Raw genomic sequence first — 24,816 nt, 5'->3', positions numbered from 1 at the left:
GGGAGCGCCCCCGGCCCAGCGGGGCCAGGGGCGCTCCTGCGCGTGCGGGGATCTCGATGCGCCCCTCCGGGGCTGCTCGATCAGCATGTTCGCCGTACTGCTGGTCGAGCAGCGGCGCCTCGAGACCCCAGCTCGGTCAGCGGGCGTCGGCCAGGCGCATCGTTCCGCCGGCCTGGGCGGCGAAGGCGCGGGCGGTCGCCGCGATGGTGCGCTGCATGACCCGCGCCGCGGCGGTCGGCGCGAGGTCCGCCGGGCGCGCGAGGCTGATCGTCCGGGTCAGGGTGGGCTTCTCGAGCGTCGGCTCCTCGAGGCGGATCGAGCGCAGCCCCGGGCGCCCCTGCAGCACCATCGCCGGGACGACCGCGACGCCGAGGCCCCGCTCGGCGAAGCGCAGCACCGCGTCCATCTCGGCGCCCTCCAGCACCACGTCCGGCTCCAGGCCCGCGGCGGCGAACGCGGCGTCGGTCGTGCGGCGCAGGTCGTAGCTGGAGTTGAAGACGATCTGCGGGAGGCGGGCGACCGCCGCCAGGTCGAGCGCACCGGTCGCGGCGAGGGGAGGCTCCGCGGCGGAGGAGACCACGACGAGCTCCTCGACGAGCAGCGGCGTCACCGTGAAGGCGCCGGGAGCGGCCGCGGTCGAGGTCGTCACCAGCGCCAGGTCGAGCTCGCCCCGTGCCAGCCGGTCGAAGAGGCTCCGCGACCCGTCCTCGGCGAGGTGCAGCTCCACGGCGGGATGCGCGGAGTGGAACGCGTGCAGCACCTCCGCGACGAGGCTGATGCAGAGCGTCGGCGTCGCGCCGAACCGCACCCGGCCGCGCTCGAGTCCGGCCAGCTCGGCCAGCTCGCGGCGCACCGATCCGGCGTCGGCGAGCATGCGCCGGGCGAGCGGCAGCAGCAGCTCGCCGGCCGGTGTGAGGGTGCTGCCGGAACGCGCCCGGTGGAAGAGCTCGGAGCCGAGGTCCTGCTCCAGCGCGGCGATCCGGCGGCTCAGCGAGGGCTGCGCGAGATGCAGCTCCTCGGCGGCGCGGGTGAAGCTGCCGAGGCGGGCGACCTCGACGAATCCGGTGAGCTGCTCGAGATCCACATGCATACCCTATGCGCATGGCCGTGCCCAGCATTATGCATTGGAGTAATCGAAGCGCCGTGCCTAGCGTGGAGGCATGACCACTTCAGAGACCACCGCACCGGAGCGTCGGATCTCCACCTCCGTCCTCGTCATCGGCACCGGCGGATCGGGCCTGCGCGCCGCGATCGAGCTCGCCGAGGCGGGAGTGGACATCCTCGCGCTCGGCAAGCGCTCGAAGTCGGACGCGCACACCTCCCTCGCCGCCGGCGGCATCAACGCCGCCCTCGCCACGATGGACCCCGACGACAGCTGGCAGCAGCACGCGGCCGACACCATCACCGAGTCCTACCAGCTCGCCAACCCGCACACGGTCGAGATCGTCACCTCCAACGCCGCCCGCGGCATCCAGGACCTCGAGCGCTACGGCATGCCGTTCGCCCGCGAGGACGACGGCCGCATCTCGCAGCGCTTCTTCGGCGCGCACACCTACCGCCGGACCGCCTTCGCGGGCGACTACACCGGCCTCGAGATCCAGCGCACGCTCGTCAACCGGGCCGCCCAGCTCGAGATCCCGATCCTGGACACCGTGTACGTCACGCGCATCCTCGTCAACGAGGACGGAGCCGTGTTCGGCGCCTACGGCTTCGACCTCGTCGACGGCACCCGCTACCTGATCCACGCGGATGCGGTGATCCTCGCCGCGGGCGGGCACAACCGCATCTGGCGCCGCACCTCCTCCCGCCGCGACGAGAACACGGGCGACTCGTTCCGCCTGGCCGTCGAGGCCGGCGGTCGCCTGCGCGACCCCGAGCTCGTCCAGTTCCACCCGTCGGGCATCATCGAGCCCGAGAACGCGGCCGGCACGCTGATCTCCGAGGCCGCGCGCGGCGAGGGCGGCATCCTCCGCAACGGCCTCGGCGAGCGCTTCATGGGCAAGTACGACGCCGAGCGCCTCGAGCTCTCGACCCGCGACCGCGTCGCCCTCGCCTGCTACACCGAGATCAAGGAGGGTCGCGGCACGCCGAACGGCGGGGTCTGGCTCGACGTCTCGCATCTGCCGCGCGAGACGATCATGACCCGGCTGCCGCGGGTGTACCAGACGATGCTCGAGCTGCAGATGCTCGACATCACGAAGGACCCGATCGAGATCGCGCCCACGGCGCACTACTCGATGGGCGGGGTCTGGGTGCGCTCGGACGACCACAGCACCGACGTCCCCGGGCTCTACGCGATCGGAGAGGCCTCCAGCGGACTGCACGGCGCCAACCGCCTCGGCGGCAACTCGCTGATCGAGCTGCTGGTGTTCGGCCGGATCGTCGGGCAGGCGGCGGCGGAGTACTCCGCCTCGCTGACCGCCCAGACCCGCTCGGCCGCGTCCGTCCAGGTCGCCCGCGACGAGATCGCCGGCCTGCTCGCGGCCGACGGCACCGAGAACGTCCGCGCCCTGCAGCGCGCGATCCGCAACACGATGACCGAGCACGCCGGAGTCGTCCGCGACGAGGAGGGCCTGCTCGCCGGGCTCGCCGAGCTGGACGCGATCGAGGCGCGCATCGCCGACATCGGCGTGCACCCGGACATCGCCGGCTTCCAGGACCTCGCCCACGCCTTCGACCTCAAGTCGGCCGCGATGGCCGCGCGGGCCACCCTCGAGGCAGCGCTCGAGCGCCGGGAGAGCCGCGGCTGCCACAACCGCAGCGACTACCCGGACATCGACCCGGCCCTCCAGGTGAACCTCGTCTGGTCGCCCTCCGCGGGGATCACGCGCGAGGAGATCCCCGCGGTGCCGGAGGAGATCCAGGCGCTGATCAGCGGCGAGGTCGCCACCGCGGGCAAGCTGCTCGAGTAGCCGGAACCGCGACGGCACGACGCCGGTCGCTCTCACCGCCTGCTCGCCGGGCACCACCGGCGCCCAGGCGCCCCCCGGGATCCTCCTGGGGACCACGGACAAGGTCACCGCCCTGGATCCCGCCGGCTCCTGGGACCTCGGCTCGGCGACGCTGCAGAACCAGGTCTTCTCCTGGCTGCTGACCTCCGCCCCCGGATCGACGGATCCCGTGCCGGACCTCGCGGCCTCGGCCGAGTTCACCGACCCGACCCACTACCGCGTCGCCCTGCGCGAGGACGCCGCCTTCGCCAACGGCAATCCGCTCACCGCCTCGGACGTGGTCTTCACCTTCGAGCGCCAGGTGGCGATCGCCGCTCCGAACGGCCCCTCGTCGCTGCTCTCGGACATGGTCTCGGTCGCGGCGGAGGACGACTCCACCGTCGTCTTCACACTGGCCACCCCGGACAACGCCCTCTGGCCCCAGATCCTCACCAGCCCCGCCGCCGCGATCGTCGACGAGGACGTCTTCTCGGCCGACTCCCTCACCACCGACGACGACATCGTCGCCGGCGACGCCTTCAGCGGGCAGTACTCCATCACGAGCTACACGCTGAACTCGCTCGTGCAGCTCACCCGCAACGACTCCTACGACGGCCTCCTCGGCGCCGCCGCCAACGAGTCCGTGATCGTCCGCTACTACGCGGACGAGAGCAACCTCAAGCTCGACATCCAGCGCGGCGAGATCGCGGTCGCCTACCGCACGCTGAACGCGACCGACACGGAGGACCTCCGCGGCGAGGAGGGCCTGACGGTGCACTCCGGTCCCGGTGCCGAGATGCGCTTCCTGGTCTTCAACCCCGAGACCATGCCCTACGGCTCCGCCACCTCCGAGGCCGACGCCGACAAGGCGCTCGCCGTCCGCACCGCCGTCGCCGACCTGATCGACCGCGACGAGCTGTCGGACCAGGTCTACAAGGGCACCTACGCGCCGGTCTACTCGATCGTCCCCAGCGCCCTGACCGGATCGACGCCGGCGTACGAGCAGGCCTTCGGCGACGGGAGCGGCGGTCCCAGCGCGGACGAGGCCGCCGCCGCGCTCCGGGCGGCCGGGATCACCGGTCCCGTCGACCTCAAGCTGCAGTACAACACCGACCACTACGGCTCCAGCACCTCGGACGAGTACGCGCTCATCAAGAACCAGCTCGAGCGCAGCGGGCTGTTCACGGTCGACCTGCAGTCGACGGAGTGGACGCGGTACGTGAAGGAGAAGTCGACCTCCTACCCGCTCTACCAGCAGGGCTGGTTCGCGGACTACCCGGACTCGGACAACTACCTGAACCTGCTCTACGGCACCGACGAGGCCCCCTCCATCCTCGGCGCCGCCGTGAAGGACGACGCCTACAACGAGGTCGTGCTGCGCGAGCGGAGCCTGGCCCCCGGCGACGAGCGCACCGCGGCGATCGAGGAGGCGCAGCGCCTCGCGGCGGAGAAGGCGATCACCGTGCCGCTCCTCGAGGGCACGGAGACCGTCATCGCCTCCTCCACGATCTCGGGCATCGACGACACGCTCGACGGTTCCGGCCGGTTCCGCTTCGGGCTGCTCCGGAGCGAGTGATCTGGGCGCGCTGATCGGCCGGACGGGCCGCGGCGCCGCAGAGCGGGAGACCCTCGGCGGCCGCCGCGGCCCGTCCGTGCGTCCGGGGGCGGCTCTGCGAGGACGGCTCTGCGAGGACGGGGCACCCGGATCGATCAGCGCGCCAGCGCCGCCAGCTCCGCCCGGGTGCGGGCCCCGGCCTTGCGCAGCAGGTTCGACACGTGGAACTTCACCGTGTTGCCGCTGATGCCGAGGTCGTCCGCGATCCGCTGGTTCGAGGCGCCGAGCGTGATCAGGTTCAGCACCTCCCGCTCGCGCGCGCTGAGCTCGGCGAGGTCGAGCCCGTCGGGCTGCGCCGGCGGATCGAGGGGGAGGCGGATCGACAGGGTCGACCCCCAGCCCGAGGTCGACGCGACCGAGAGCTCCCCGTCGAGCCCGCGGACGCGCTCGGCGATCGGGCGCAGGGCGTCGTCGCGGGTCGTCAGCTCGCCCCGGCCGTCGTCGCGGATCTCGATGAGCAGGTTGAGCCCGTCGCAGTCCCACTGGATCCGCACCCGGCGCGTCTGCTCCGACTCCACGAACGCCAGCACGGCGCTCCGCACGATCGCGCGGGCCGCGTGCGCCACCTCGCCGGGGAGGGCGCGCCCGGTGGCGGGCGGCTCGACGAACTGCACGTCGAGGTCGCCGAAGCGCGCGAGCGGACGCAGGTCGCTCCGGAGCCGCGCGAACGCGCCCACGACGGGCTCCAGCATCGCGCTGCGCTGCTCGTCCGAGGCGGTGCGCAGCTCGACCAGGGCGTTCGCGGCGATGTCGATCGCGACGGTGCGGGCCGCACGGTCGTCGAGGCGCTCGGCGCGCAGGGCGGCGAGCACCGACTCCAGCGCCACCGCGTGCCGGTCGGCCTGCTCGGCCACCGTGCGGGCGTGCTGCTGCAGCAGGGTGCGGGAGGCGGGGGACTCGGCGGGATCCATCCCCCGAACCTACCCGTCCTACCCGCGAGCGGCACCGCCCACCCGATCGGGTAGGTAGACCTCCTCGATCAGGTGGCGCGCGGATCCGGTCGCCGGGCGCACTGTGGACCCATGCCCGCTGACGACCGCACCACCGACCCCGCAGAGGCGCTCGCCGTGATCGCCGCCGAGGTGTCCGCCGCGACCGCCTCGCTGACGACCGACCGGCTCGAGCCCGTCCTCGAGCTGCTCGCCGGCGCCGACCGCGTCTTCGTCCACGGCGCCGGCCGCTCCGGCCTCGCCCTGCGGATGACCGCCATGCGCCTCATGCACCTCGGACTCGTCGTGCACGTGGTCGGCGACGTGACGACCCCGGCGATCCGCGGCGGCGACGTGCTGCTCACCGCGAGCGGCTCCGGCACCACCGGGGGCATCGTCCGCGCCGCGCAGGCCGCCGTCGACGCCGGAGCGCGGGTCGCGGCGATCACGACCGCCGCCGACTCCCCGCTGGCCGGGCTCGCCTCCGCCGTGGTGGTCGTGCCCGCCGCCGACAAGCTCGACCGCTCCGGGGCCGCCTCGGCGCAGTACTCCGGCGGGCTCTTCGAGCAGGTCGTCGTGCTCACCGGCGACGCCCTGTTCCACGCGCTCTGGCAGCGCCGCGGCGACAGCGCCGACGAGCTCTGGCCGCGCCACGCGAACCTCGAATGACCCGACTCCCCACCTCGACAGGAAGAAGAACCCCGTGAAGCTCCAGTTCGCCATGGACACCCTCAGCACCGACGCCGCCCTCGAGCTCGCCGCTGCCGCCGCCCCGCACGTCGACATCCTCGAGCTGGGCACCCCGCTCATCAAGAGCGCCGGCCTCTCCGCCATCACCGCCATCAAGGAGGCGCACCCCGACAAGACGGTCTTCGCCGACCTCAAGACGATGGACGCGGGCGAGCTCGAGGCCGACATGGCCTTCGCGGCCGGCGCCGACCTCGTGACGGTCCTCGGCGTCGCCGGCGACAGCACCATCTCCGGCGCGATCGCCGCCGGGAGGAAGCACGGCAAGGGCGTCGTCGTCGACCTCATCGGCGTGCCCGACAAGGCCGCCCGCGCCCGCGAGGTCGTCGCCCTCGGCGCCGAGTTCGTCGAGATGCACGCCGGTCTGGACGAGCAGGCGGAGGAGGGCTTCACCTTCGAGACCCTGCTGCGCGACGGCGAGTCCTCCGGCGTGCCGTTCTCGGTCGCGGGCGGCGTGAGCACCGCCACCATCGAGTCGGTGCAGCGCGCCGGCGCCCTCGTGGCCGTCGCGGGCGGGGCCATCTACGGCGCCCCGGACGTCGGCGAGGCCGCCGCGGCCCTCCGCGCCGCCATCGTCTGACCCGTCGGCGCCGCCGCCCCCGAGGCCCGCTGATCCGGGTCGCGAGGGCGGCGGCGCCCGCGTCCGCGCGGGCGGCGGCAGCGCATCCCCGCCGGACGCCCGGTCCCTCTCGACTCGCCGACGACGCGGTCCTACAGTGGCTGCGACGACCCTCGACTCCCGCCGCGGGACCGACGGCGCCGTCGCGAGCGGAGGGAAGCCGTGTCCTCGACCGCCCCCGTGTCCGGACCCGCCGTCGACGCCTCGACGAGGCTCCGCGACTTCCACCAGATCCTCCTCAACACCGCCGTCGCGAACGTGACGACGAGCTTCCTCTGGTTCGCGCTCACGTTCTGGGTGTACCTCGAGACGCGCTCCGTCCTGGCGACCGGGATCATCGGCGGCGCCTACATGCTGCTCGTCGCGGTCTTCGCGATGGCCTTCGGCACGATCGTGGACCGGCACCGCAAGTTCCGCGTCATGGTCTTCGCCGGCGCGGTCACGCTCGTGTCGTTCGGCGTCGCGGGCGGTCTCTTCCTCGCGCTGCCCGAGGCGGCGCTCCTGGACTTCCGCGCCCCCTGGTTCTGGGTGTTCTCGGGCACGATCCTCTTCGGCGCCGTCATCGAGAACATGCGCAACATCGCCCTGTCCACGACGGTGACCCTGCTGGTCCCGGTGGAGGGGCACGCCCGCGCGAACGGCCTCGTCGGGACGGTCCAGGGCCTCGCCTTCGTGGTGACGAGCGTCTTCAGCGGGCTCGCCATCGGCCTGCTCGGCATGGGGTGGACGCTGGTGATCGCGATCGGCGTCTCCGCCGCCGCGCTCCTGCACCTCCTCTTCCTGCGCATCCCGGAGGACCGGCCCGCGCCGACGGGGGAGAGGGAGCCGCTGATCGATCTCCGCGGCAGCATCACCGCGGTGCGGGCGGCGACCGGGCTGTTCGCGCTCATCGTCTTCTCGACGTTCAACAACCTGATCGGCGGCGTCTACATGGCGCTGATGGACCCGTACGGCCTCGAGCTGTTCCCGGTCGAGCTGTGGGGCGTCGTGCTCGGAGTGACGGCGACCGGCTTCGTCATCGGCGGTCTGCTCGTCGCGAGATTCGGGCTCGGGAGGAACCCCATCCGGACGATGCTGCTGCTCGTGATGGCGATGGGCCTGATCGGCGCGGTCTTCACCCTCCGCGACTGGTGGTGGCTCTACGCCGGCGGCATCTGGATCTACATGACCCTGATCCCGGCGGTCGAGGCCGCCGAGCAGACGGTGATCCAGAAGGTCGTCCCCTTCGAGACCCAGGGGCGCGTCTTCGGCTTCGCGGCGGCGTTCGAGTCGGCCGCCGCTCCGATCACGTCGTTCCTCATCGCCCCGATCGCCGAGTTCGCGCTCATCCCGTACATGGAGTCGCCGGCCGGGCGCTCGGCGTTCGGCGGGCTGCTCGGCGACGGCATCGGCCGGGGGATCGCGCTGGTGTTCCTGGTCGGCGGAGTCGTCATGATCATCGCGGCCGGCGCGGCGATGCTCACCCGCTCCTACCGCGTCATGTCGGCGCAGTACCTGCGGGAGGCCGCGGCGAGCGGGGAGGCGGAGCCCGTCGGCACGGAGGCGCCGGAGACGCACCGGACCGCGCCGAGCACCGTCGAGCGGAACCGCTAGCGCCCGCAGACGCCGCCCGTCATGCGCCTCCGGGGGTCCGGCGGACCGGACGGCGCGGACACGAGGAAGACGTGCCGGACGCCCCCTCCCCAGGGTGCGGCGTCCGGCACGTCGGCTGCGACCACCCGGTCGAGGGGCCCTCCTCGACTCCCGAGCGCTCCGCTGCCCCGCGCCTCCGGAGGGAGACATCGGGGCATGCGGCGCCGGCGGGGGGGGGAGGGCTCTGGTTCCCCGCCCCGCCGGCGCCGGCCGCCCGCGAGGGGCGGCGAGGATGCTCGTTCGGGCGTGCCTCGAGTGACGGCTACATGCCGTCACTGAGCATGGACTGCACCAGCTTCACGTGGCGATCGAGGTTCAGCTGGCTGAACTCGCTGTTGTAGTTGAGGCCGTAGTTCAAGATGTGACCCGGGGTGCACTGGATTGTCGCGTCCGGTCCGTCCCAGGTGCGCAGCAGTGCCAGGGCCGAGTCCCAGCTGCTGTTCTCGCAGTTCGTGTTGAAGGTGGTCGACGTGCCCAAGCCCACGGTGTGCGAGATCTCGTGCATGGCGGTGCCCTCCACCATGTAGACGCGCTCCTTGCCGAAGCGGATCTGGCCGTAGATGTTCGCATCGGCCGTCGGGGTTCCGGGGCTGTACGAGACGGTCAGGGAGCGGGAGATGTTGCTGAGGCGGTTGTAGCGGGCCACGGCGCGGTCCATCGCGTCGGTGATGCGGGCATAGGCGTCGGCCTCGTCAGCGGTCGGGCTCGCGACGCGGTTCAGCGTCCAGGTGATCTTCTGCACGGTCGGATCGGTCAGTGCCCAGCGCTGGGCCTTGGAGCCGGTGCAGGTCCACTGCTGAATGGGGGAGCCGTCGAGCTGGCGGAAGTCCTTGTTGTCGAGGCAGAGGTCGCTGTGCCGATTGGCGATCTCGGCGTAGCCTCCGCCGACGGAGGTGATCCGCCACTGCTGGGCGGTGCTGCCGTTGCAACTCCACTGCCGCACCTCCGAGCCCGGGGTGGTGCCGAAGTCGAAGTTGTCGAGGCAGAGGTTGCTGAAGGTGTTCTTGATCTCGGCGTAGCCTGTGCCGAGGTCGGTGACCTGCCAGCGCTGGTTGCTCCCCTCGGTGCAGCTCCACTGCCGCACCTCGGCTCCGGGCTGAGTGCCGAAGTCGAAGTCGTCGAGACACATGACGCTGTGCTGGTTGCGGATCTCCTGCGCCGATCCGAGGCCGACCGGGGCGGTGGCTGCAGAGGCGGGCGAGCTGATGCCGAAGGTCGTGATGCCGACGACGGCCGCGATCAGGGCGCCGATCAGGCGCTTGGAGGGGTGGGACTTCGTTGTCCGGGACATGGGTGCCTTTCACAGACATCCGGCGTCCCCGAAGGGACGCGGGTGAGGGTCGCAGGAAGGAGCCGTGTCCGAAGGGGTCGGAGCACGGCAGAGGATGCGCCGGAGCGACCGGGATGGTGATCCGGTCGTCCCGCCGCGGGACGCGTCAGCGCCGACGCTCCGAGTGGGACGGGAAGCTGATCACGACCTGCATGTTGACGTGGACAACCATCGACCGGTCGCGGAGCCGGTGTCAAGTGCCGGTCTCGAGCGGATCCGGTCCGAGCCCCGCCGGGCGAGGGTGATCCGTCCACGCGGATCCCCGTGCTCGCAGGGAGAGAGCGCTCACACCCGCCGTCGCTGCGGCATCGCCCGGAATCCGCCATTGTTACCGTTAACAAAAGTCGGTACGGTGTCACCTGAAGTGGGCAAGCGCGTCCTCGCGCCTCGCGTCCCACTCCGACCGGTTCGAAGGCGAACCTGAGAGGAACGTCGATGATGACGACAGCACCACCCTCCCGCCGCACCCTCCCGCCGCAGGCCCACGCCCGGCCCCGATGACTGTCGGCCCGGCCGACACCTCCCACGCGGTGACCGCGGTCGGCGCCCGCAGCGCGCGACGTCTCGTCCTCGCACCCACGTCGACCTCCGCCTCCCGATCACGGGTCGCCAGGCCCGCGTCCCGGGCCGCCTTCCAGCGATTCCCTCCCCGCCAGACGGACGCCGGACTCACCACTCCGCCGGCCGATCGCGCGGGCTCCGTCCTCCCCCTCCGACCCCTCACCTGAAGGACCCCCCATGTCACGAACCCCCCGGCAGGAGCGCACCCGGCGCTCACGCCTCCCCCGAGCGGGCGCCGCGCTGACGCTCGCGATCGCCTGCCTCGGCGGCGTCCTCGGACCGATCGGCGCCGCCGGCGCCGCAGAGACCGTCCCCGCTCCCGCGCTGCAGTACTCGTTCGACGGCATCGGCGCGACGCTCGCCAACGGAGCCGTCGTCGCCGACTCCGCTCCGGGCAATCACCCCGGCACCCTGATCAACTCCGGCGCGACCAGCGTCGCGGGTCCCTCCGGCGCCTCCACCGACCGCGCTCTCTCGCTCCCGGGCGGATCGAGCACGTCGGCCGCGCCGCACGTCCGGATCGCCCCGGGCCTGATCCCCGCCGGCACGCAGGACGTCACGATGTCCGCCTGGCTGCGCTGGAGCGGTGCTCCGGACTGCACCTGGCCCTTCACGCTCGGCTCCAGCGTCGACTCCCACGTCCTCTCCACCACGAAGTGCGGACCGGCCGGCTTCGGCGCGATCAAGAGCGGCTCCGAGGTGCGGGCCGCAGGCAACACTCCGGTCGCCGCGAACCGCTGGGTGCACATGGCGGTCGTCGTCAAGGGCGGCCAGTCGGTCTCGACCTACTTCGACGGAACCCTCGTCGGCCAGGGCAGCACGACCTTCACCGCCGCCTCGGCGATCGGCACCTCCACGTTCTCCGGCTTCCTCGGCAAGTCCTTCTACGGCGCGGACGCCTACTGGGCCGGCGCGATCGACGACATGCAGGTCTGGACCTCCGCGCTCACCGCCGGCCAGGTGCAGCAGAGCGCCGCGTCCGTGCACTCGGTGCTCGCGAACCAGGACGCCGCCGTCTCGCTCGGTGACACCTCGAACGTCACCTCGAACCTCACTCTCCCCACGACCGGCGCCAACGGCTCCACGATCACCTGGACGTCGAGCGCCCCCGGCGTCGTCAGCACCAGCGGCGTCGTCACCCGGCCCGCCGCGGGCAGCCCGGACGCCACCGTCACGCTGACCCCGACCGCCGTCCACGGCGGCATCACCGTCGTCGGCCGAGCGACCACCGTCTCCGTCCCGGCGTACGCCGCCGGTGACAGCGCCGAGGCCGAGCTCGCCCGGGCCGTCGCCGACGGCATCGCCAACGATCCCGCCCTCGCCGGACCGGTGCGCGGCAGCCTGAACCTGCCCTCGACCGGAGCCGACGTCGCCACCACCGCCGCGCGCGCGAACAGCGCCAGCGCCGTGGTGACCTGGACCTCGTCGAACGAGGCCGTCATCACCTCCGCCGACAAGGGCACCGCGCCGAACGTCGTCGCGAAGGGCTCGCTCACGCGTCCGTCCGCCGAGACCACCGTCACCCTCACCGCGACGATCACCGTCCCCGGCACCACGCCCCTCGTCCGGACCCTCACGCGCACCGTACCGGCCGCGGCCCCCGTCGCCGCGAGCGACCTCGACGCGTACCTGTTCGCGTACTTCACCGGCGACAGCATCGAGGGCGAGAAGATCCGCTTCGCGACCTCCGACGGCAACGACTCGCTCACGTGGAAGACCCTGAACGACGCGCAGCCGATCCTCACCTCGACCCTGGGCACGAAGGGCCTGCGCGACCCGTTCGTCTTCCGCTCGAAGGAGGGCGACCGCTTCTTCCTGATGGCCACCGACCTCTCCGTCGGCACCACCGGCTTCGGCGGCTCGACCAACCGCGGCAGCCGCTACCTCGAGATCTGGGAGTCCACGGACCTCGTCAACTGGGGCCAGCAGCGCCACGTCGAAGTCAACCTGCCGAACGCGGGCATGACCTGGGCGCCGGAGGCCACCTACGACCCCACCATCGACGCGTACGTCGTCTACTGGACCTCGGCCCTCTTCACCGACAGCACCCGCAACGTCGAGGACGGCAACGGACCGCAGATCCTCACCTCCACCACCCGCGACTTCCGGGAGTTCACCACCCCCGAGGTCTGGTTCAAGGCCGCCGACGTCCCCTCGCTCAACAGCCGCAACGGGCTGATCGACGCCACGATGCTCAAGGACGGCGACACCTACTACCGCTTCACGAAGGCGACCGAGACCAGCGGCTGCCCCTCGCCCGACATCATCGGACAGAAGTCGACGAACCTGCGGGCCACCACCGCCTCCGGCGCGTGGAGCCTGATCGACACCTGCATCGGCCGCACCGCCGGAACGCCGGAGGTCGAGGGTCCCGAGATCTTCAAGACCAACGAGGGCGACCGGGCGGGGTACAAGTACTTCCTCTGGACCGACAACTACGGCGGACGCGGCTACATCCCGCTCGGCACGAACTCGCTCGAGGGCGACATCCAGTGGACGATCCCCAGCAGCTTCTCGCTGCCGACGTCGCCCCGCCACGGATCCGTCGTCTCCATCACCGCGAAGGAGCGCGACGCGCTGGCCGCGAAGTGGAACCCGTCGCTCCTGGTGACCTCGATCGACGCCGTGGCGCGGACCGTGCAGGCCGGATCGACCACCGTCGACCTGCCCGCCACGGTGGGCGCGACGTTCAAGGACGGCCACCGCGAGACGGTCGCCGTGACGTGGGAGACGGCCGATCTCAGCTCGCTGAAGAAGGCGGGCGACACCGTGCAGGTGCGCGGACAGCTCGCCAACTCGGCAGCGACGCCGGCCATCGCCACCATCACCGCCACGGCTCCTCCCGGACCGTCGCTGACGGCCTCGGCCGCGAGCCGCTGCGTCGCCGGCAAGGTGACGGTCACCGCGACCGGCACCAACACGAGCGGCTCCACGGTCGAGATGACCGTCGGCTCGCAGTGGGGGAGCAGGACCTTCGCCGGGGTCGCTCCCGGCAAGTCCGTGTCCGCCGCCTTCACCACCCGGGCGACCTCGGTCACCGCGGGCGAGGTGAGCGTCGCCTCGAAGGACGCGAACGGCACCAGGACGGCCACCGCGCCGTACTCGGCGCTCACCTGCCGCTAGGCCGGTGACAGGGGAGGGGCGGCGTCCAGCCGCCCCTCCCCTGACCTCCTCCGTTCCGGGGCCTCCGGCCACCGGAGCAGGGGAGCATGGACCCTGGGTCCGTGCTCCCCGCATCCACCTCTCCCACGGAAGTAGACGAACAATGCGGTTCCGACGCACGACGGCCCTCCTGGTCGCCGCGAGCCTGACAGCGGGAGGGGCTGCGCTCGGCGCGGCACCCGCACAGGCCGCGGTGCCCAGCCCGGTCCTCTCCTACGACTTCTCCTCGTCCGCCGCCGTCGGCTCCGCCGTGGGCGCGGGCACGACCCTGACCGACTCCGCTGCGGGCCGCTCCGCCACCGTACGCGGGACCGGAGCGACGACCGTCGCCGGTCCGCGCGGCGGCACCGACCGCGCACTCCGCCTCCCCGGCGGCGCCGCAGGCAGCTCCGCCGCCTACGCCGAGATCGCGCCGGGACTGACCACGGCGGCCACCACCGACGTGACCATGTCGGCCTGGCTGCGCTGGGAGGGGAACCAGAACTGCAGCTGGGCGTACGCGCTCGGGCAGTCGACCGAGCGGTACCTCTTCACCACGCCCCAGTGTGGAAGCAGCCTGATCGGTGCCGTGAAGAACGGCTCGGAGCAGCGCGCGGCCGACTCCGGTCCCGCCGCCACCGGCCGCTGGAGCCACGTCGCCGTGGTCCTGCGCAGCGGCGTCAGCGTCTCGACCTACGTCGACGGCCGGCTCGCCCAGACCACCCCGACCTCCGCGACCGGAGCGGCGACTGTCGGCACCTCCGCCTTCTCCGGCCTCCTCGGCAAGTCGTTCTACGGCCCCGACCCTCTCTTCGCCGGGGCGATGGACGACGTGCACGTCTACTCCTCCGCACTGACCCAGGACCAGGTGCGCGAGGACGCGGCTCCGGCCGCTGCCGCGATCGCTGCATCGGACGCCGCCGCGGCGACCATCGCCGTGACCGGACCCGTCACCAGCGACCTCTCCCTCCCGACCCGCGGCGCGGGCGGCTCCGTCCTCACCTGGGCGAGCAGCGACCCCGCGGTGATCGGCACCGACGGCTCCGTGCGCCGCCCGGCACCCGGCTCGGCGAACGCCACCGTGACCCTGACCCCGACCGCGACGTTCGCCGGATCCGCCGCCACCGGCACCGCGCGAACCGTCACCGTCGCCGCCGACACCGAGGCCGACGCCACGGCGCGCCTGCGCACCGCCCTCGTCGTCCCGCCGACCGTCGCCTCCGGAACCGCTCTTCCCACGGTCGCCGGCTACACCGTGTCGTGGAGCGCGGACGGTGCCGGCCTGTCCGGCAGCCGCCTCGTGAACGACTCGGCGACCGACCGGGCACTCGCGCTCACCGCCTCCGTGAAGGTCGGCGCCACCACGCTGACGAAGACCTTCCGCACCACCGTCCTCAGCGCCTCCACGGCGAAGACCGTGGTGTCGTACACCCGGACGCCGACCGGCGAGGACAAGGCGAACCAGGACACGATCGCCCGCGGCCTCCACCTGGCACTCGGCTCGTCCGTCGCCGACGCAGCACCGCTCTCGGGCAACTCGGGAGTCCTCTTCGCCGACGGGGTCTTCCTCGGAACCGACAAGGCCGACAACCGCGGCCTCGCGAACCCCTCGCTGTTCACCTTCGCCGACGGCACCGTCGGCGTGATCGCCACGCGCGTCCTGCAGTCGGGCGCGTCCGACGGCACCGGGGCCTCGAGCGCTCTGATCTTCAAGGCCACGGACGCCACCGCGTCCGACTTCACCGAGCTCGGCCTCATCGACCTCGGCACCACCGGCGGCGTCGTCGCGCCGAAGGCCGTCTTCGACACGGACCAGAACCGCTACCTCGTCTCCTGGACGGACTCCTCCGGGGCGGCGAAGTACACGACCGTCACGGACCTCGCCCGCACCGAGCTCCGCGCGCAGGCGTTCTGGCCGAAGGACGGCGGCCGTCGCAGCGTCGTCGTGACCGACGGGAACCGCGGTGCGGTCCTCGGAGGAAGCCCCGCCACCGTCGCCGCTCCCGACCTCTCCGGAGTCCCGGGCCGCGTCGCCGACGCTCTGCCGGGCGGCGCGCTGACGGTCTCCGGCTCCGTCGCCGACTCGCTCGTGAAGAGGTTCGGCCGCACGGTCAACACCGGATCCTCGGTCGCACCGCAGACGATCGATCAGGGCGACACCTCCGCCCTGTCCGGAGTGAAGGCGCAGCTCTCCTACAACGACGGCTCGACCGGCAGCCTCGGCATCGACTGGAACCAGCAGCAGCTCGCCGACCTCGCTGCGAAGGGCCCGGGAACGTACGACCTCTCCGGGACCGTCCGCCAGCGGCAGTACAACGAGCCGTTCGCCTACAACCGCGCGGATCCGACGATCTACCGCTACGAGCGCAACGGGAAGACGCAGTACCTCTTCACCGCCACGGACGACACGAACAACAACAATGTCGCCTCGCAGCACCTGCCGATCCGGGTCGCCGACAGCATCGACCAGCTCAGCGACGACAACGGCGGACGGGCCCGTGAGGTGGACCTCCTCAACCGCACCACGCGGATGGACCGCACCGCCGAGGGCAAGGTGATCGCGGGCTGCTACTGGGCCCCCGAGATCCACGAGATCGGCGGCAAGCTCTCCATCCTGTTCGCCCCGTGCTTCAACCCGGACAACGACCAGTCGAACCAGAACGGTCAGTGGTTCACGGTGCAGGCGCACATCATGCAGCTGCGCGACGGCGGAGACCCCGCGAACCCCTCCGACTGGAGCGCGCCGCGCGCCGTCGTGAAGAGCGATGGGAGCGCCCTCGGACGCCCCGGCACGGGACGCAACATCAGCCTCGACATGACCTACTTCGAGTCCGGTGGAACTGCGTACTACGCCTGGTCCCAGCGCTACGTCGACAACGGAGTGAGCGACCCGGCGACCTGGATCGCCAAAGTCGATCCCGCGAACCCCACCCGCGTCATCGGCGAGCCGACCCCGATCATCGTGCCCTCGCTGACGTTCGAGGACCACCTGTCCGAGGGAGCGTTCGCGATCCAGCGCGACGGGAGGATCACGCTCGTCTACTCCAGCAGCGGCGTCAGCCCGAAGTACATCGTGGGCGGCGCCTGGGCGAAGGAGGGCAGTGACCTGACCGACATCGCGAGCTGGACCAAGTACGACGCCCCGCTCCTGCAAAGCGTTCCCCTGCCCGACGGCGTCCTCGACTACCGCACCTACGAGCAGGGTCCCGGCCACGGAGCCGTCACCCAGGACGAGGACGGCAACGACGTGTACGTCTACCACACCTGGGGCAACGGAGTCGGGGGTGACGGCCGCGACACCCGTCTCGCCCGCATCCACTACGCCGCCGACGGCCGGCCGGTCTTCGACCTGACGCCGACGGAGGAGGTCGCACCCGCGAACCGGACTGTGACCGCCAAGGTCACCGTCACGTCGCCCCTGACCGTGACCGCCACGGCGTCGACCCGCTGCGTCAGCGGGAAGGTCGTCCTGACCACTGTGGTCAAGAACGACAGCCGCTCGATCATGGACATCACGACCGTCACCGCCTTCGGCTCGAAGACCGTGACCGGAGTCGCTCCGGGATCGTCCGCGTCGAGCGCCGTCACCACCCGAGCGGTCTCGATCCCCGCGGGGTCGGTGGCCGCGACAGGAAAGGCCGTCGTCGACGGGAAGACGGTCAGCACGCAGACGAGCGTCGACTACCCGGCGCGCAGCTGCCGCTGAGACGGTGAGGGAGCGGGCGCCACGATCGCCCGCTCCCTCGTCGTCCCGCCCCCGACCGGCACTGCGCCGCCCTGCAGTGCCGCCACCTCAGAAGGACGACCGACGAGATGCACCACAGAGTGAGAACCGGGACGGTCCCGACCATCGGGCCCGTGCTGACGAAGGTCGCGCAGTCGCACACCCTCACCGAGGAGAAGGACGACGGAGCGGCCGGCAGCGCAGCTGCGGTCGGAGGACACGACCTCCTGCTGATCAACGGCAACGCCCTCCCTCTCTCCTGAGCCCCCCTGCGCCGTACGGACGGGTCCTCGACCCTGATCGCCCGACGATCCCGCCGCGGCGGCATCACCACCGGCTGCGGACCGGGGCGGCGATCGGGCCGTATCCTGCTGTCCGGACCGATCGCTGATGTGCGAACCTCTCCTGAGCGGACTCCCGGATGCGGGCCGACCGTGACCGGTCCGGCCCGTTCCTCTCGTTGCAGCAGGAGACCGCCGTTCCCCAGGAGACACCCGTGATGCGCCTCGATCGATTCCTCGTGTCCCTGGCACGCTCTGCGCGGTGCACGAACCGCTGCGGAGCCTGCGGGCTCGACTGCAGCACCGACGTCTTCATCCTGATCGCGCTCGCGACCGGCGAGAACCGCGGCGAGTCCCGCCTCCGAGAGGTTCTCGACCACCGCTCCGGTGACCGTGTCGATGTCGTCGAGGTGCGCAAGCGCCTCCTGCGGCTCTCCCGCCGGGGTCTGGTGCTCCTCGAGAGAGGCAGGAGGACCCCGCTGCAGCGCATCGAGCGCTTCTCGATCACGCGCGACGGCCGGGCCTTCCTGGCGTCCCACGCCAGAGCACTGGACCTCCTCGCCGAGGAGATCCACGTCGCGCTGCTGTCCCGCTGACGAGCCGAGTGCCTGTGCGGGCGCACGCGGGACGTCTCCTGGTCGGCCGTCGTCGGATCGGTCGTGTCGGTGACGCTCCACGTGGCGCGACTTCGACATGGACGTCGCCTCCGGCTGCGTCCTGGGCGCTCCGGGGCAGCACGAGGCGTCGCCGACCATCCTGGGCGCCGCGTTCGCGACCGTGCTGCCGTGGCGCGACGCGATGGCGGCGCTCCTCGAGGAGGCCGTCCCTGCTGCATCCTCAGCAGTGCGAGGCCGGCCTGGGGCTCGCCTCGACCCAGGAGCCGGGTCCGGGGACAGGCCTGTCCTGATCCTCGACCGCAGAAGGAAGAGTCTCGGTCCCGGTCGAGCTCCTCCGACCGGGATCCGCCTCGCGCCGGAAAGTGCCCTTCGTGCATCACCCCGGGCTGGAGAGCTGGATGATCTCGGAGATCACCGCGGCTCGAGTGTCGTCCGGTATCCGATCGCCTCCGAGGGAGTGGTGTGACCACAGGCCGTCAGCCGCCAGGCAGGCGATGAACTGGCGGAGAGCGATCGGATCGGTCGCGGTCTCCTCTGCGGAGGGCGTCCACCTTCGGCGCACCTCCGCTACCGGCGCTCGGAGAGCGGTGTCGCTGCCCGTGGCCTGGAGGAGTCCGATCTGCATGTGCGTCGACGGCGTCAGGGCGACGGTGACGTAGGCACTCACGCGCTCCGTCAAGGTGGCCTCGTCCGCGGTCTTCCCCGCGACGTCGATCAGCTGGGCTTCCCAGCCTGCCGCGACGTGCTCCTGGAGAGCATGAGCGAGATCGGCTCGATCGCGGAAGTGGTACATCATTCCACCGCGTGTCAGCCCAGCCTCTTCGGCAGTCGCTTCGAGCGTGACGCGAACAGAACCTTCCCTCGCCGCGACACGGACCGCTGCGTCGAGGATCCGAGTCCGGTTGTTGGGTCGCGTCGCGCGAGGAGACGTCCGAGGAGAAGGCAGGACCCCCTCACCGCTGGGCGGGTTCGGTTCCATGTCGTGATCGATTCCGCCGCTCCCTCGGTCCGAGTGAGCGGCTAGGGACGGCGGGTGCTGAGGCGCCCGGAGGGTGTCGACGCGTCACCGCACGAGCGGGTGCGACAGCGTCGGCCGCCAGTCTGCCATCCTCTCCTGCCGACGTCGGAAGGTGAGGCTCGACCCCCTCGGTGTCGAGCCGTCCTGACGACGGACTGCAGCCGGAGGGACGGCTGTCAAGGTCGACGAATCAGAAAGTAACTGTACATTCATGATTGTACAGTTGTGGTACGGTAACGGCCTGCCCAGCTTCGGAGCTGCGGGCGGTCAGATGCACTGCCGGTGCGGGATCCGAGGCTGAAAACCTCCAGCGACTTCATTCCTCAGAAGCCTGGAGGTTTCTTCATGTCCAGAATCGCGGACAAGCCGAACGCCCGCTGGTGGGCGCTCGCCGTTCTCGCCATGACCCAGCTCGTCGTCGTCCTCGACACGATGATCGTCACCATCGCCCTGCCTCAGGCCCAACTGGATCTCGGGATGAGCGACAGCCTGCGCCAGTGGGTCGTCACCGCCTACGCCCTCGCTTTCGGAGCACTTCTCCTTCTGGGCGGTCGGATCGCCGATTACTGGGGCCGCAAGCGCACCTTCATGGTCGGAATGATCGGCTTCGGAGCGGCCTCGCTCTGGGCCGGACTGTCGCAGAGCGGCATGGAACTCGTCATCGCTCGCGGCGTCCAGGGCGCCTTCGCGGCACTGCTCGCCCCCGCCGCACTCGCCATGCTCACCGTGACGTTCGCCCACGGCAAGGAGCGCAATCTCGCCTTCGCCGTCTTCGGCACGGTCGCCGGATCCGGAGCCGCAATCGGCCTGATCCTGGGCGGCGTGCTCACCGAATTCACCGACTGGCGCTGGTGCCTCTTCGTTAACCTCATCTTCGTCGCCTTCGGCCTCGTCGGCGGGGCTCTCGTGCTCCGCGAGAGCAAGGCGGAAGGAGACAACCGCTACGACGTCTGGGGAACCGTCACCGTGACCCTGGGACTGGGCGCGATCGTCTACGGGTTCACCCGAGCCGAGCACGGATGGGGCGCGATCGACACCGTCGCCTTCCTCGCACTCGGCATCGTCCTGCTGACCGTCTTCGTGCTCATCGAACGCACGGTCGACCAGCCGTTGCTGCCCCTGCGCGTCATCCTGCGTCGTGTGCGAGGCGGCGCGATCCTGATCCAGGCCGCCAATGGCGCCGTGATGATCGGGGCCATCCTCTATCTCGCGTTCTACTTCCAGATCGTGCTCGGAATGGGACCGCTGATGGCAGGACTCGCGAACCTCGCCATGACCGTCGCGATCATGGCGTTCTCGCCCGTCACCACGAAGATCCTCAACACGTTCGGCCCCCGACCCCTGATGATCGTCGGGCCGCTCGTCTCGGCAGCAGGGCTCTTCCTGCTCCTCGGCATCACCCCGGACGGGAACTACTTCCTCCAGGTCCTGCCCGCCCTGGTCGTGCTCGGAATCGGACTCTCCATGCTCTTCGTGCCCGTCCAGAACCTCGCCCTTCTCGGGGTCGAGAACGAGGACGCCGGAGTGGCCTCCGCCGTCGTCAACTCCGTCTTCCACATCGGCGGGTCCATCGGTCTCGCGGTGTTCACCGTGTTCTACGCGAGCACCGCGGACTCCGCCATGGCGTCCGGAACGGCCGAGCTCACCGCATTCACCGACGGCTACAAGGCCGTGTTCCTGGCCGCAGCAGTGACCATGGTCGCGGCCTCTCTCACCGGATTCCTCCTCATCCGAGGGAAGAAGGAAGTCCTGAACCCCGCCTGGGACGAGGCGGAGGCCGCCCTCGTCCACTGAGACGATGCCGAAGGGGCGGGCCGGTTCGTGCAGCAGCGGCAGACCGGCTCGCCTCTTCCCGTCCGACTCACGACACCCCGTACGTCGCCGACCGACGACCTCCCCTCGATGGGGAGTCGTTCGTGGATCGCAACGGTCCGGTCGTCCGACGCGGCCGCGTCATCCGGTGGGTCTTCTCCCGCGATGCCGGCTGCACCGCCGAGATCATCGAGGGTCGCGACCCGGTCGCCCGGCACATCACCGCAGACCGGAACGACGACGCCCGGCCGCCCTCAGGTGAGAGGCGGCCGGGCGTCGTCGGTCGGAGGACCCGGTCAGGTCAGCCGCAGCGGAGCGCCGGGTAGGCGGCGCTCACGGGAGCGGAGGCGCTGCCGACGGTGGCGACCCCCTGGACGGTGCCGGCGGCGACCGAGGCGGCCCGCGTGGTCACGGCCAGCGAGGCGGTCCGGCCCGCATCGATCTGCTGCGTCTTCGCGCCCCACAGGGTGTTCCAGCGGAGGTCGGCGGTCGACGCGGCCTTGTTGACAGTGGTCAGCGTGACCACCACCTTGCCCGCGACGCAGCGAGCCGCTGCAGTGGCGGTGACGGGCACAGCCGGCGCCTTCACGGTGATCGTCGCCGTGACGGTGCGGTTGGCCGAGGCCACCTCCTGCTCCTTCGAGAGCGAGAGGTCGAGCCGGCCGCTCGCGCGGATGTTCACGCCCTTGAACCAGGTGTTGCGGTCCGAATCGAACAGGCCGCCCGCGTTCTGCGGATCGGTCGCCGTGTGCGGGTCCGGGTAGGGGCGGGCGTGGTAGGCGAGGAGCAGGTTGCCCGACTCGTCCTCGACGAACGAGTTGTGCCCGGTGCCGGCCTGCTGGCGAGAGAAGTACTGCGTCTCGTCCGCGCCGAGGCGGCCCAGGTAGGTGTCCTCGGTGTCCAGCACGGGGAACGCGGTCTGCGTCCACGTCGCGGGGTTGAGGAGGTCGGCACTCGCGTCGGCCGTGAGCAGGCCGAGCGAGTAGTACTTGTCGACCGTTCCGCCCGAGTAGGTGAGGTACATGCGTCCTCCCTTGGACACGATGAACGGCGCCTCGACGACGCCCTGGTCGTTGCCCTCGGTGGTGTCGGACGGGGTCGGCGAGCGCTTGCCCGACTCCCACGGCTGGCTCTCGCCGTAGATGCGGGTGACCGCACCGGTCACCAGCGGGACGGTGCCCTTGGGCCCCATCGTCGCCTTGGCGAGGGAGAGCGTGTTGCCGTTGGGCAGGACCCAGTAGCCCTGGGTGGCGCCGTTCTCCTGGCGGTCGATGTAGCTGACGTCGAAGGCCGCGCCCTCGAGGACGACCGGCTCGCCCCACTTCGTCTGGTCGAGGAATCCGCCCTCGGCGATCGAGGCGTCGGTCCCGGTGTAGGGGATCAGGACGGTGTTGTCGCACCAGCCGCCCACAGGCGCGTAGCCCTTGTTCATGCCGGCGACGATCCACCAGGTGCCGTTGATCTTGTGGAACTCCTGCGCCCAGATGTATCCGCCCCAGCCGTAGAAGGTGTTCGGGTACTGGCTCTGGCGACCGGGCGTGCCGGCGTCGGGGTCGATCACGATCTGCTCGGGAGCGGAGTCGAGACCGGCGATGGTCTTCGAGCGCTTGAGGCCGATCTTGCGGTAGCTGGAGCTCTCCTCGATCGGGCCGAGCGAGTCCTGACCGTAGTGCGAGCCCGTGAGGTAGTAGTAGCCGTCGTCCTCGTTGAAGAAGACGTGCGGATCCGCGCGGGCCTCGTTGACCATCGCCTCGGGGTCCTGCTGGACGGAGCCGGTGACCCGGTAGGTCCCGGGACGCGAGGTGTCGACGGCGGTGGTCAGATCGTCCTGCCAGTCGACGTTGAGCGACTTGGTCGAGCCGTCGTTGTACTCCATCACGGCCTGCCCCGGGAGCGCTGCGGCGATCGCAGCGGATCCGGCGCCGGAGTCGACGGAGCCGCTGAGCGACTTCACACCGGTGTTCTTCAGGTCGACGTATTCGCGGTAGAACGTGCTGAACTCGGCCGAGGTCAGCGCCGTCTCGCCGGCCTGGCCCTGGGTGAACCCGGCGGGGAGACCCGAGCCCTGGACACCGGGGACGCGGGCGTCGGCGCGGGTGGTCGCTCCGGGAGCGGTGCCGGAGGCGAGGTCCGTGAACAGCGTCACGCGGCCCTCGGTGGTGAGCAGATCGGTCCAGAACAGCTTGTAGACGCCGAGGGCGGAGTCGAAGACGATCCGCGGGTCGGTCACGACCGAGCCCGGCGCGACCCGGAGGACGCGCTGGTCGCGGAACGTGCGGCCGTCGGCGGAGCTCCAGAGGTAGACGGAGTCCGTGGCGTTGTTCTGCGACGAGACCGCGCCGAGCGAGCCGTCCTTCGAGCGGAACAGCAGCGGCGAGCCCATCTGGGCGTTCGGGCGCTGCGCCTGATCGCCGTCCTTGAGGACGGAGAGGATCGACTGCGAGCGGTTCAGCGGCTCCCAGGTGGTCGCGCCGGCGGGCAGTGCGGCCGTGAAGAGCGAGTCCGCGCGGCGGTCGTCGTTGTACGCCAGCGGGTCGTCCTTCACTCCGTTCGTCGTGGTGACGGTCTTGACGGAGGTGGCGATGCGCCCGCCGGGCACGGCGAGGGTGCTGTCCCACGCGTAGGTCTGCCCGGCGACGGCTGCCTGGAGGCGGACGGCGACGGGAGCGGTGAGGCCCGAGAGGTTCACGGCGCCGGTGGAGGAGACGCGCGCGGCGCCGGCGCCGGAGGCGGTCCACGTCACGGTGTTCCCGAGGACCTGCGCGGGCAGGTCGCCGAGCACGGTCGTGGGGACGTCGAGGGCGGCGCGCAGGTCGGTTGCCACGGTGCTGCTCGTCGCGCCCAGCTCGGCCCCGGTCAGGGCGCGGTCGTAGACGCGCAGATTGTCGAGGAGTCCGGCGAAGTACTCCCCGCCGCCCCAGTTGGCCTTGCCGATCTGCAGGACTCCGCCGGTCGATCCGAGGACCGTCGCGAGCGAGGGGCCGGCCGTCGTGACGGCGACGGGCTTCGCGTCGACGTAGAGGCGGGCGGTGCCGGCGCTCAGCACGAGATCGACGTGCTTCCACTCCGTGCTGCTCGGGCCGGTGAGGTTGCCCGAGGAGTCGCGGGCGCCGCTGTTGGCGTACCGCTCGACGGTGAGGCCGTTCGTCCTGTCGAGGACGCCGACGTACTTCTCCTGGGCGTAGTCCTGGGTCGCGGCCGAGCGAGCGGCGAAGACCGACCAGCCGACGTTGTCCGCGGCGGCGGGCTTGGAGTCGTACGACAGAGTGACGGAGTCGCGACCCTTCAGCAGCGGCTGCCCGTCGGTCGCAGTGAGGTCGAGCCAGAACGAGGACGACAGCGAGACGGCGCTGCCCTGCCCGGTGCGGCCGGCGACGAGGGTCGGCGTGCCCTTCACGGCGGCGCGGGTCGACCTGTCGGTGAAGGCGCCTCCGCTCGGGGCGGTGTCGAAGGTGAAGTCCGCGAGCAGGCTCTGCGCGGGAGTGGTCGCCGCTGTCGCGGCGACGGCGACCGGCACGGCGGCGCCGGCGGCGAGGGCGATCGTCGCGGATGCGGCGAGGGTGGCGGCGAGCAGGCGCGAGGGCCTGCCTCCGCCCGGGGGTCGTGACGTCATCGTCGACGTGTCCTCTCGGGTTCTGCAGCGAACCGGTGGGCGGACGGGGGATCCCGCCTGCGGTGTGGTCTTCGCACGGTACCGGCGATTGTTCACGGTAACAAGGGAGCACGACCATCGGTTGCGAAACTCCCACACCCGTCGGTCGGCCCAGGCACGCAGAAAGCCGCAGCGGGCGGACCGACGGGTGTGGGAGTTTCGCAACCGATGGTCGTGCTCCCTTGTTACCGTGAACAATCGCCGGTAC

General features: G+C 71.3%; 15 protein-coding genes. 10 read left to right on the top strand and 5 right to left on the bottom strand.

The features are described from left to right. Positions 1-136 precede the first annotated feature (136 nt). Positions 137-1,090 (bottom strand): LysR family transcriptional regulator, encoded by a 954-nt coding sequence (locus tag C5D04_RS08515; protein ID WP_104295989.1) that lies wholly within the window; start codon positions 1,088-1,090, stop codon positions 137-139. A 70-nt stretch (positions 1,091-1,160) separates the two neighbouring features. Between C5D04_RS08515 and C5D04_RS08510 the strand changes: the two genes are divergently transcribed. Then, on the top strand, positions 1,161-2,912 hold the full coding sequence (locus tag C5D04_RS08510) for an L-aspartate oxidase (RefSeq protein ID WP_104347578.1): 1,752 nt from the start codon (positions 1,161-1,163) through the stop codon (positions 2,910-2,912). Between the two features lie 208 nt (positions 2,913-3,120). Then, the gene (locus C5D04_RS08505) at positions 3,121-4,506 is read left to right on the top strand and encodes an ABC transporter substrate-binding protein (protein WP_258068870.1); all 1,386 of its coding nucleotides are present in this window, start codon (positions 3,121-3,123) and stop codon (positions 4,504-4,506) included. Positions 4,507-4,640: 134 nt separating this feature from the next. On the opposite strand, the gene C5D04_RS08500 is transcribed toward C5D04_RS08505, so the two are convergent. After that, positions 4,641-5,456, bottom strand: coding sequence for a response regulator transcription factor family protein (locus C5D04_RS08500; protein WP_104347576.1), 816 nt, complete (start codon positions 5,454-5,456; stop codon positions 4,641-4,643). Between the two features lie 111 nt (positions 5,457-5,567). Between C5D04_RS08500 and hxlB the strand changes: the two genes are divergently transcribed. From hxlB to C5D04_RS08485, 3 genes are all read left to right on the top strand, one after another. Further along, on the top strand, positions 5,568-6,143 hold the full coding sequence (hxlB, locus tag C5D04_RS08495; protein ID WP_104249685.1) for a 6-phospho-3-hexuloisomerase: 576 nt from the start codon (positions 5,568-5,570) through the stop codon (positions 6,141-6,143). 34 nt (positions 6,144-6,177) lie between these two features. After that, the gene (gene hxlA / locus C5D04_RS08490) at positions 6,178-6,801 is read left to right on the top strand and encodes a 3-hexulose-6-phosphate synthase (RefSeq protein ID WP_104282514.1); all 624 of its coding nucleotides are present in this window, start codon (positions 6,178-6,180) and stop codon (positions 6,799-6,801) included. Between the two features lie 201 nt (positions 6,802-7,002). Further along, positions 7,003-8,433 carry an MFS transporter gene (locus tag C5D04_RS08485; RefSeq protein ID WP_104347575.1) on the top strand — a complete coding sequence of 477 codons (1,431 nt, stop codon included), beginning with the start codon at positions 7,003-7,005 and terminating at the stop codon, positions 8,431-8,433. A 301-nt stretch (positions 8,434-8,734) separates the two neighbouring features. On the opposite strand, the gene C5D04_RS08480 is transcribed toward C5D04_RS08485, so the two are convergent. After that, a complete protein-coding gene (locus C5D04_RS08480) occupies positions 8,735-9,763 on the bottom strand; it encodes an RICIN domain-containing protein (protein ID WP_104347574.1) in 1,029 nt (342 codons plus the stop codon). Between the two features lie 777 nt (positions 9,764-10,540). On the opposite strand from C5D04_RS08480, the gene C5D04_RS08475 reads away from it, so the two are divergent. The 4 genes from C5D04_RS08475 to C5D04_RS08465 all read left to right on the top strand — a co-directional run bounded on the left by C5D04_RS08475 (position 10,541) and on the right by C5D04_RS08465 (position 18,105). Beyond that, complete coding sequence (locus C5D04_RS08475) at positions 10,541-13,486, top strand: immunoglobulin-like domain-containing protein (RefSeq protein ID WP_104347573.1); 2,946 nt, start codon at positions 10,541-10,543, stop codon at positions 13,484-13,486. A gap of 142 nt (positions 13,487-13,628) precedes the next feature. Continuing rightward, positions 13,629-17,210 (top strand): family 43 glycosylhydrolase, encoded by a 3,582-nt coding sequence (locus C5D04_RS08470; RefSeq protein WP_104347572.1) that lies wholly within the window; start codon positions 13,629-13,631, stop codon positions 17,208-17,210. A 152-nt stretch (positions 17,211-17,362) separates the two neighbouring features. Continuing rightward, the gene (locus tag C5D04_RS18660; RefSeq protein WP_258059766.1) at positions 17,363-17,491 is read left to right on the top strand and encodes a hypothetical protein; all 129 of its coding nucleotides are present in this window, start codon (positions 17,363-17,365) and stop codon (positions 17,489-17,491) included. A gap of 233 nt (positions 17,492-17,724) precedes the next feature. Then, positions 17,725-18,105 carry a hypothetical protein gene (locus tag C5D04_RS08465; protein WP_146076480.1) on the top strand — a complete coding sequence of 127 codons (381 nt, stop codon included), beginning with the start codon at positions 17,725-17,727 and terminating at the stop codon, positions 18,103-18,105. 397 nt (positions 18,106-18,502) lie between these two features. Here C5D04_RS08465 and C5D04_RS08460 read toward each other — a convergent pair whose 3' ends face one another. Beyond that, positions 18,503-19,105, bottom strand: a complete 603-nt coding sequence (locus tag C5D04_RS08460) for a TetR/AcrR family transcriptional regulator (RefSeq protein WP_104347571.1) — start codon at positions 19,103-19,105, stop codon at positions 18,503-18,505. 384 nt (positions 19,106-19,489) lie between these two features. Here C5D04_RS08460 and C5D04_RS08455 point away from each other — a divergent pair, with 384 nt between their 5' ends. Continuing rightward, the gene (locus C5D04_RS08455) at positions 19,490-20,938 is read left to right on the top strand and encodes an MFS transporter (protein WP_104347570.1); all 1,449 of its coding nucleotides are present in this window, start codon (positions 19,490-19,492) and stop codon (positions 20,936-20,938) included. 319 nt (positions 20,939-21,257) lie between these two features. On the opposite strand, the gene C5D04_RS08445 is transcribed toward C5D04_RS08455, so the two are convergent. After that, positions 21,258-24,569 carry a family 43 glycosylhydrolase gene (locus C5D04_RS08445; protein ID WP_104347569.1) on the bottom strand — a complete coding sequence of 1,104 codons (3,312 nt, stop codon included), beginning with the start codon at positions 24,567-24,569 and terminating at the stop codon, positions 21,258-21,260. Positions 24,570-24,816: the final 247 nt, after the last annotated feature.

This window comes from Rathayibacter sp. AY1D2 (assembly GCF_002932695.1).
Lineage (GTDB): Bacteria > Actinomycetota > Actinomycetes > Actinomycetales > Microbacteriaceae > Rathayibacter.
This window is presented reverse-complemented; position numbering and strand designations above follow the sequence as displayed.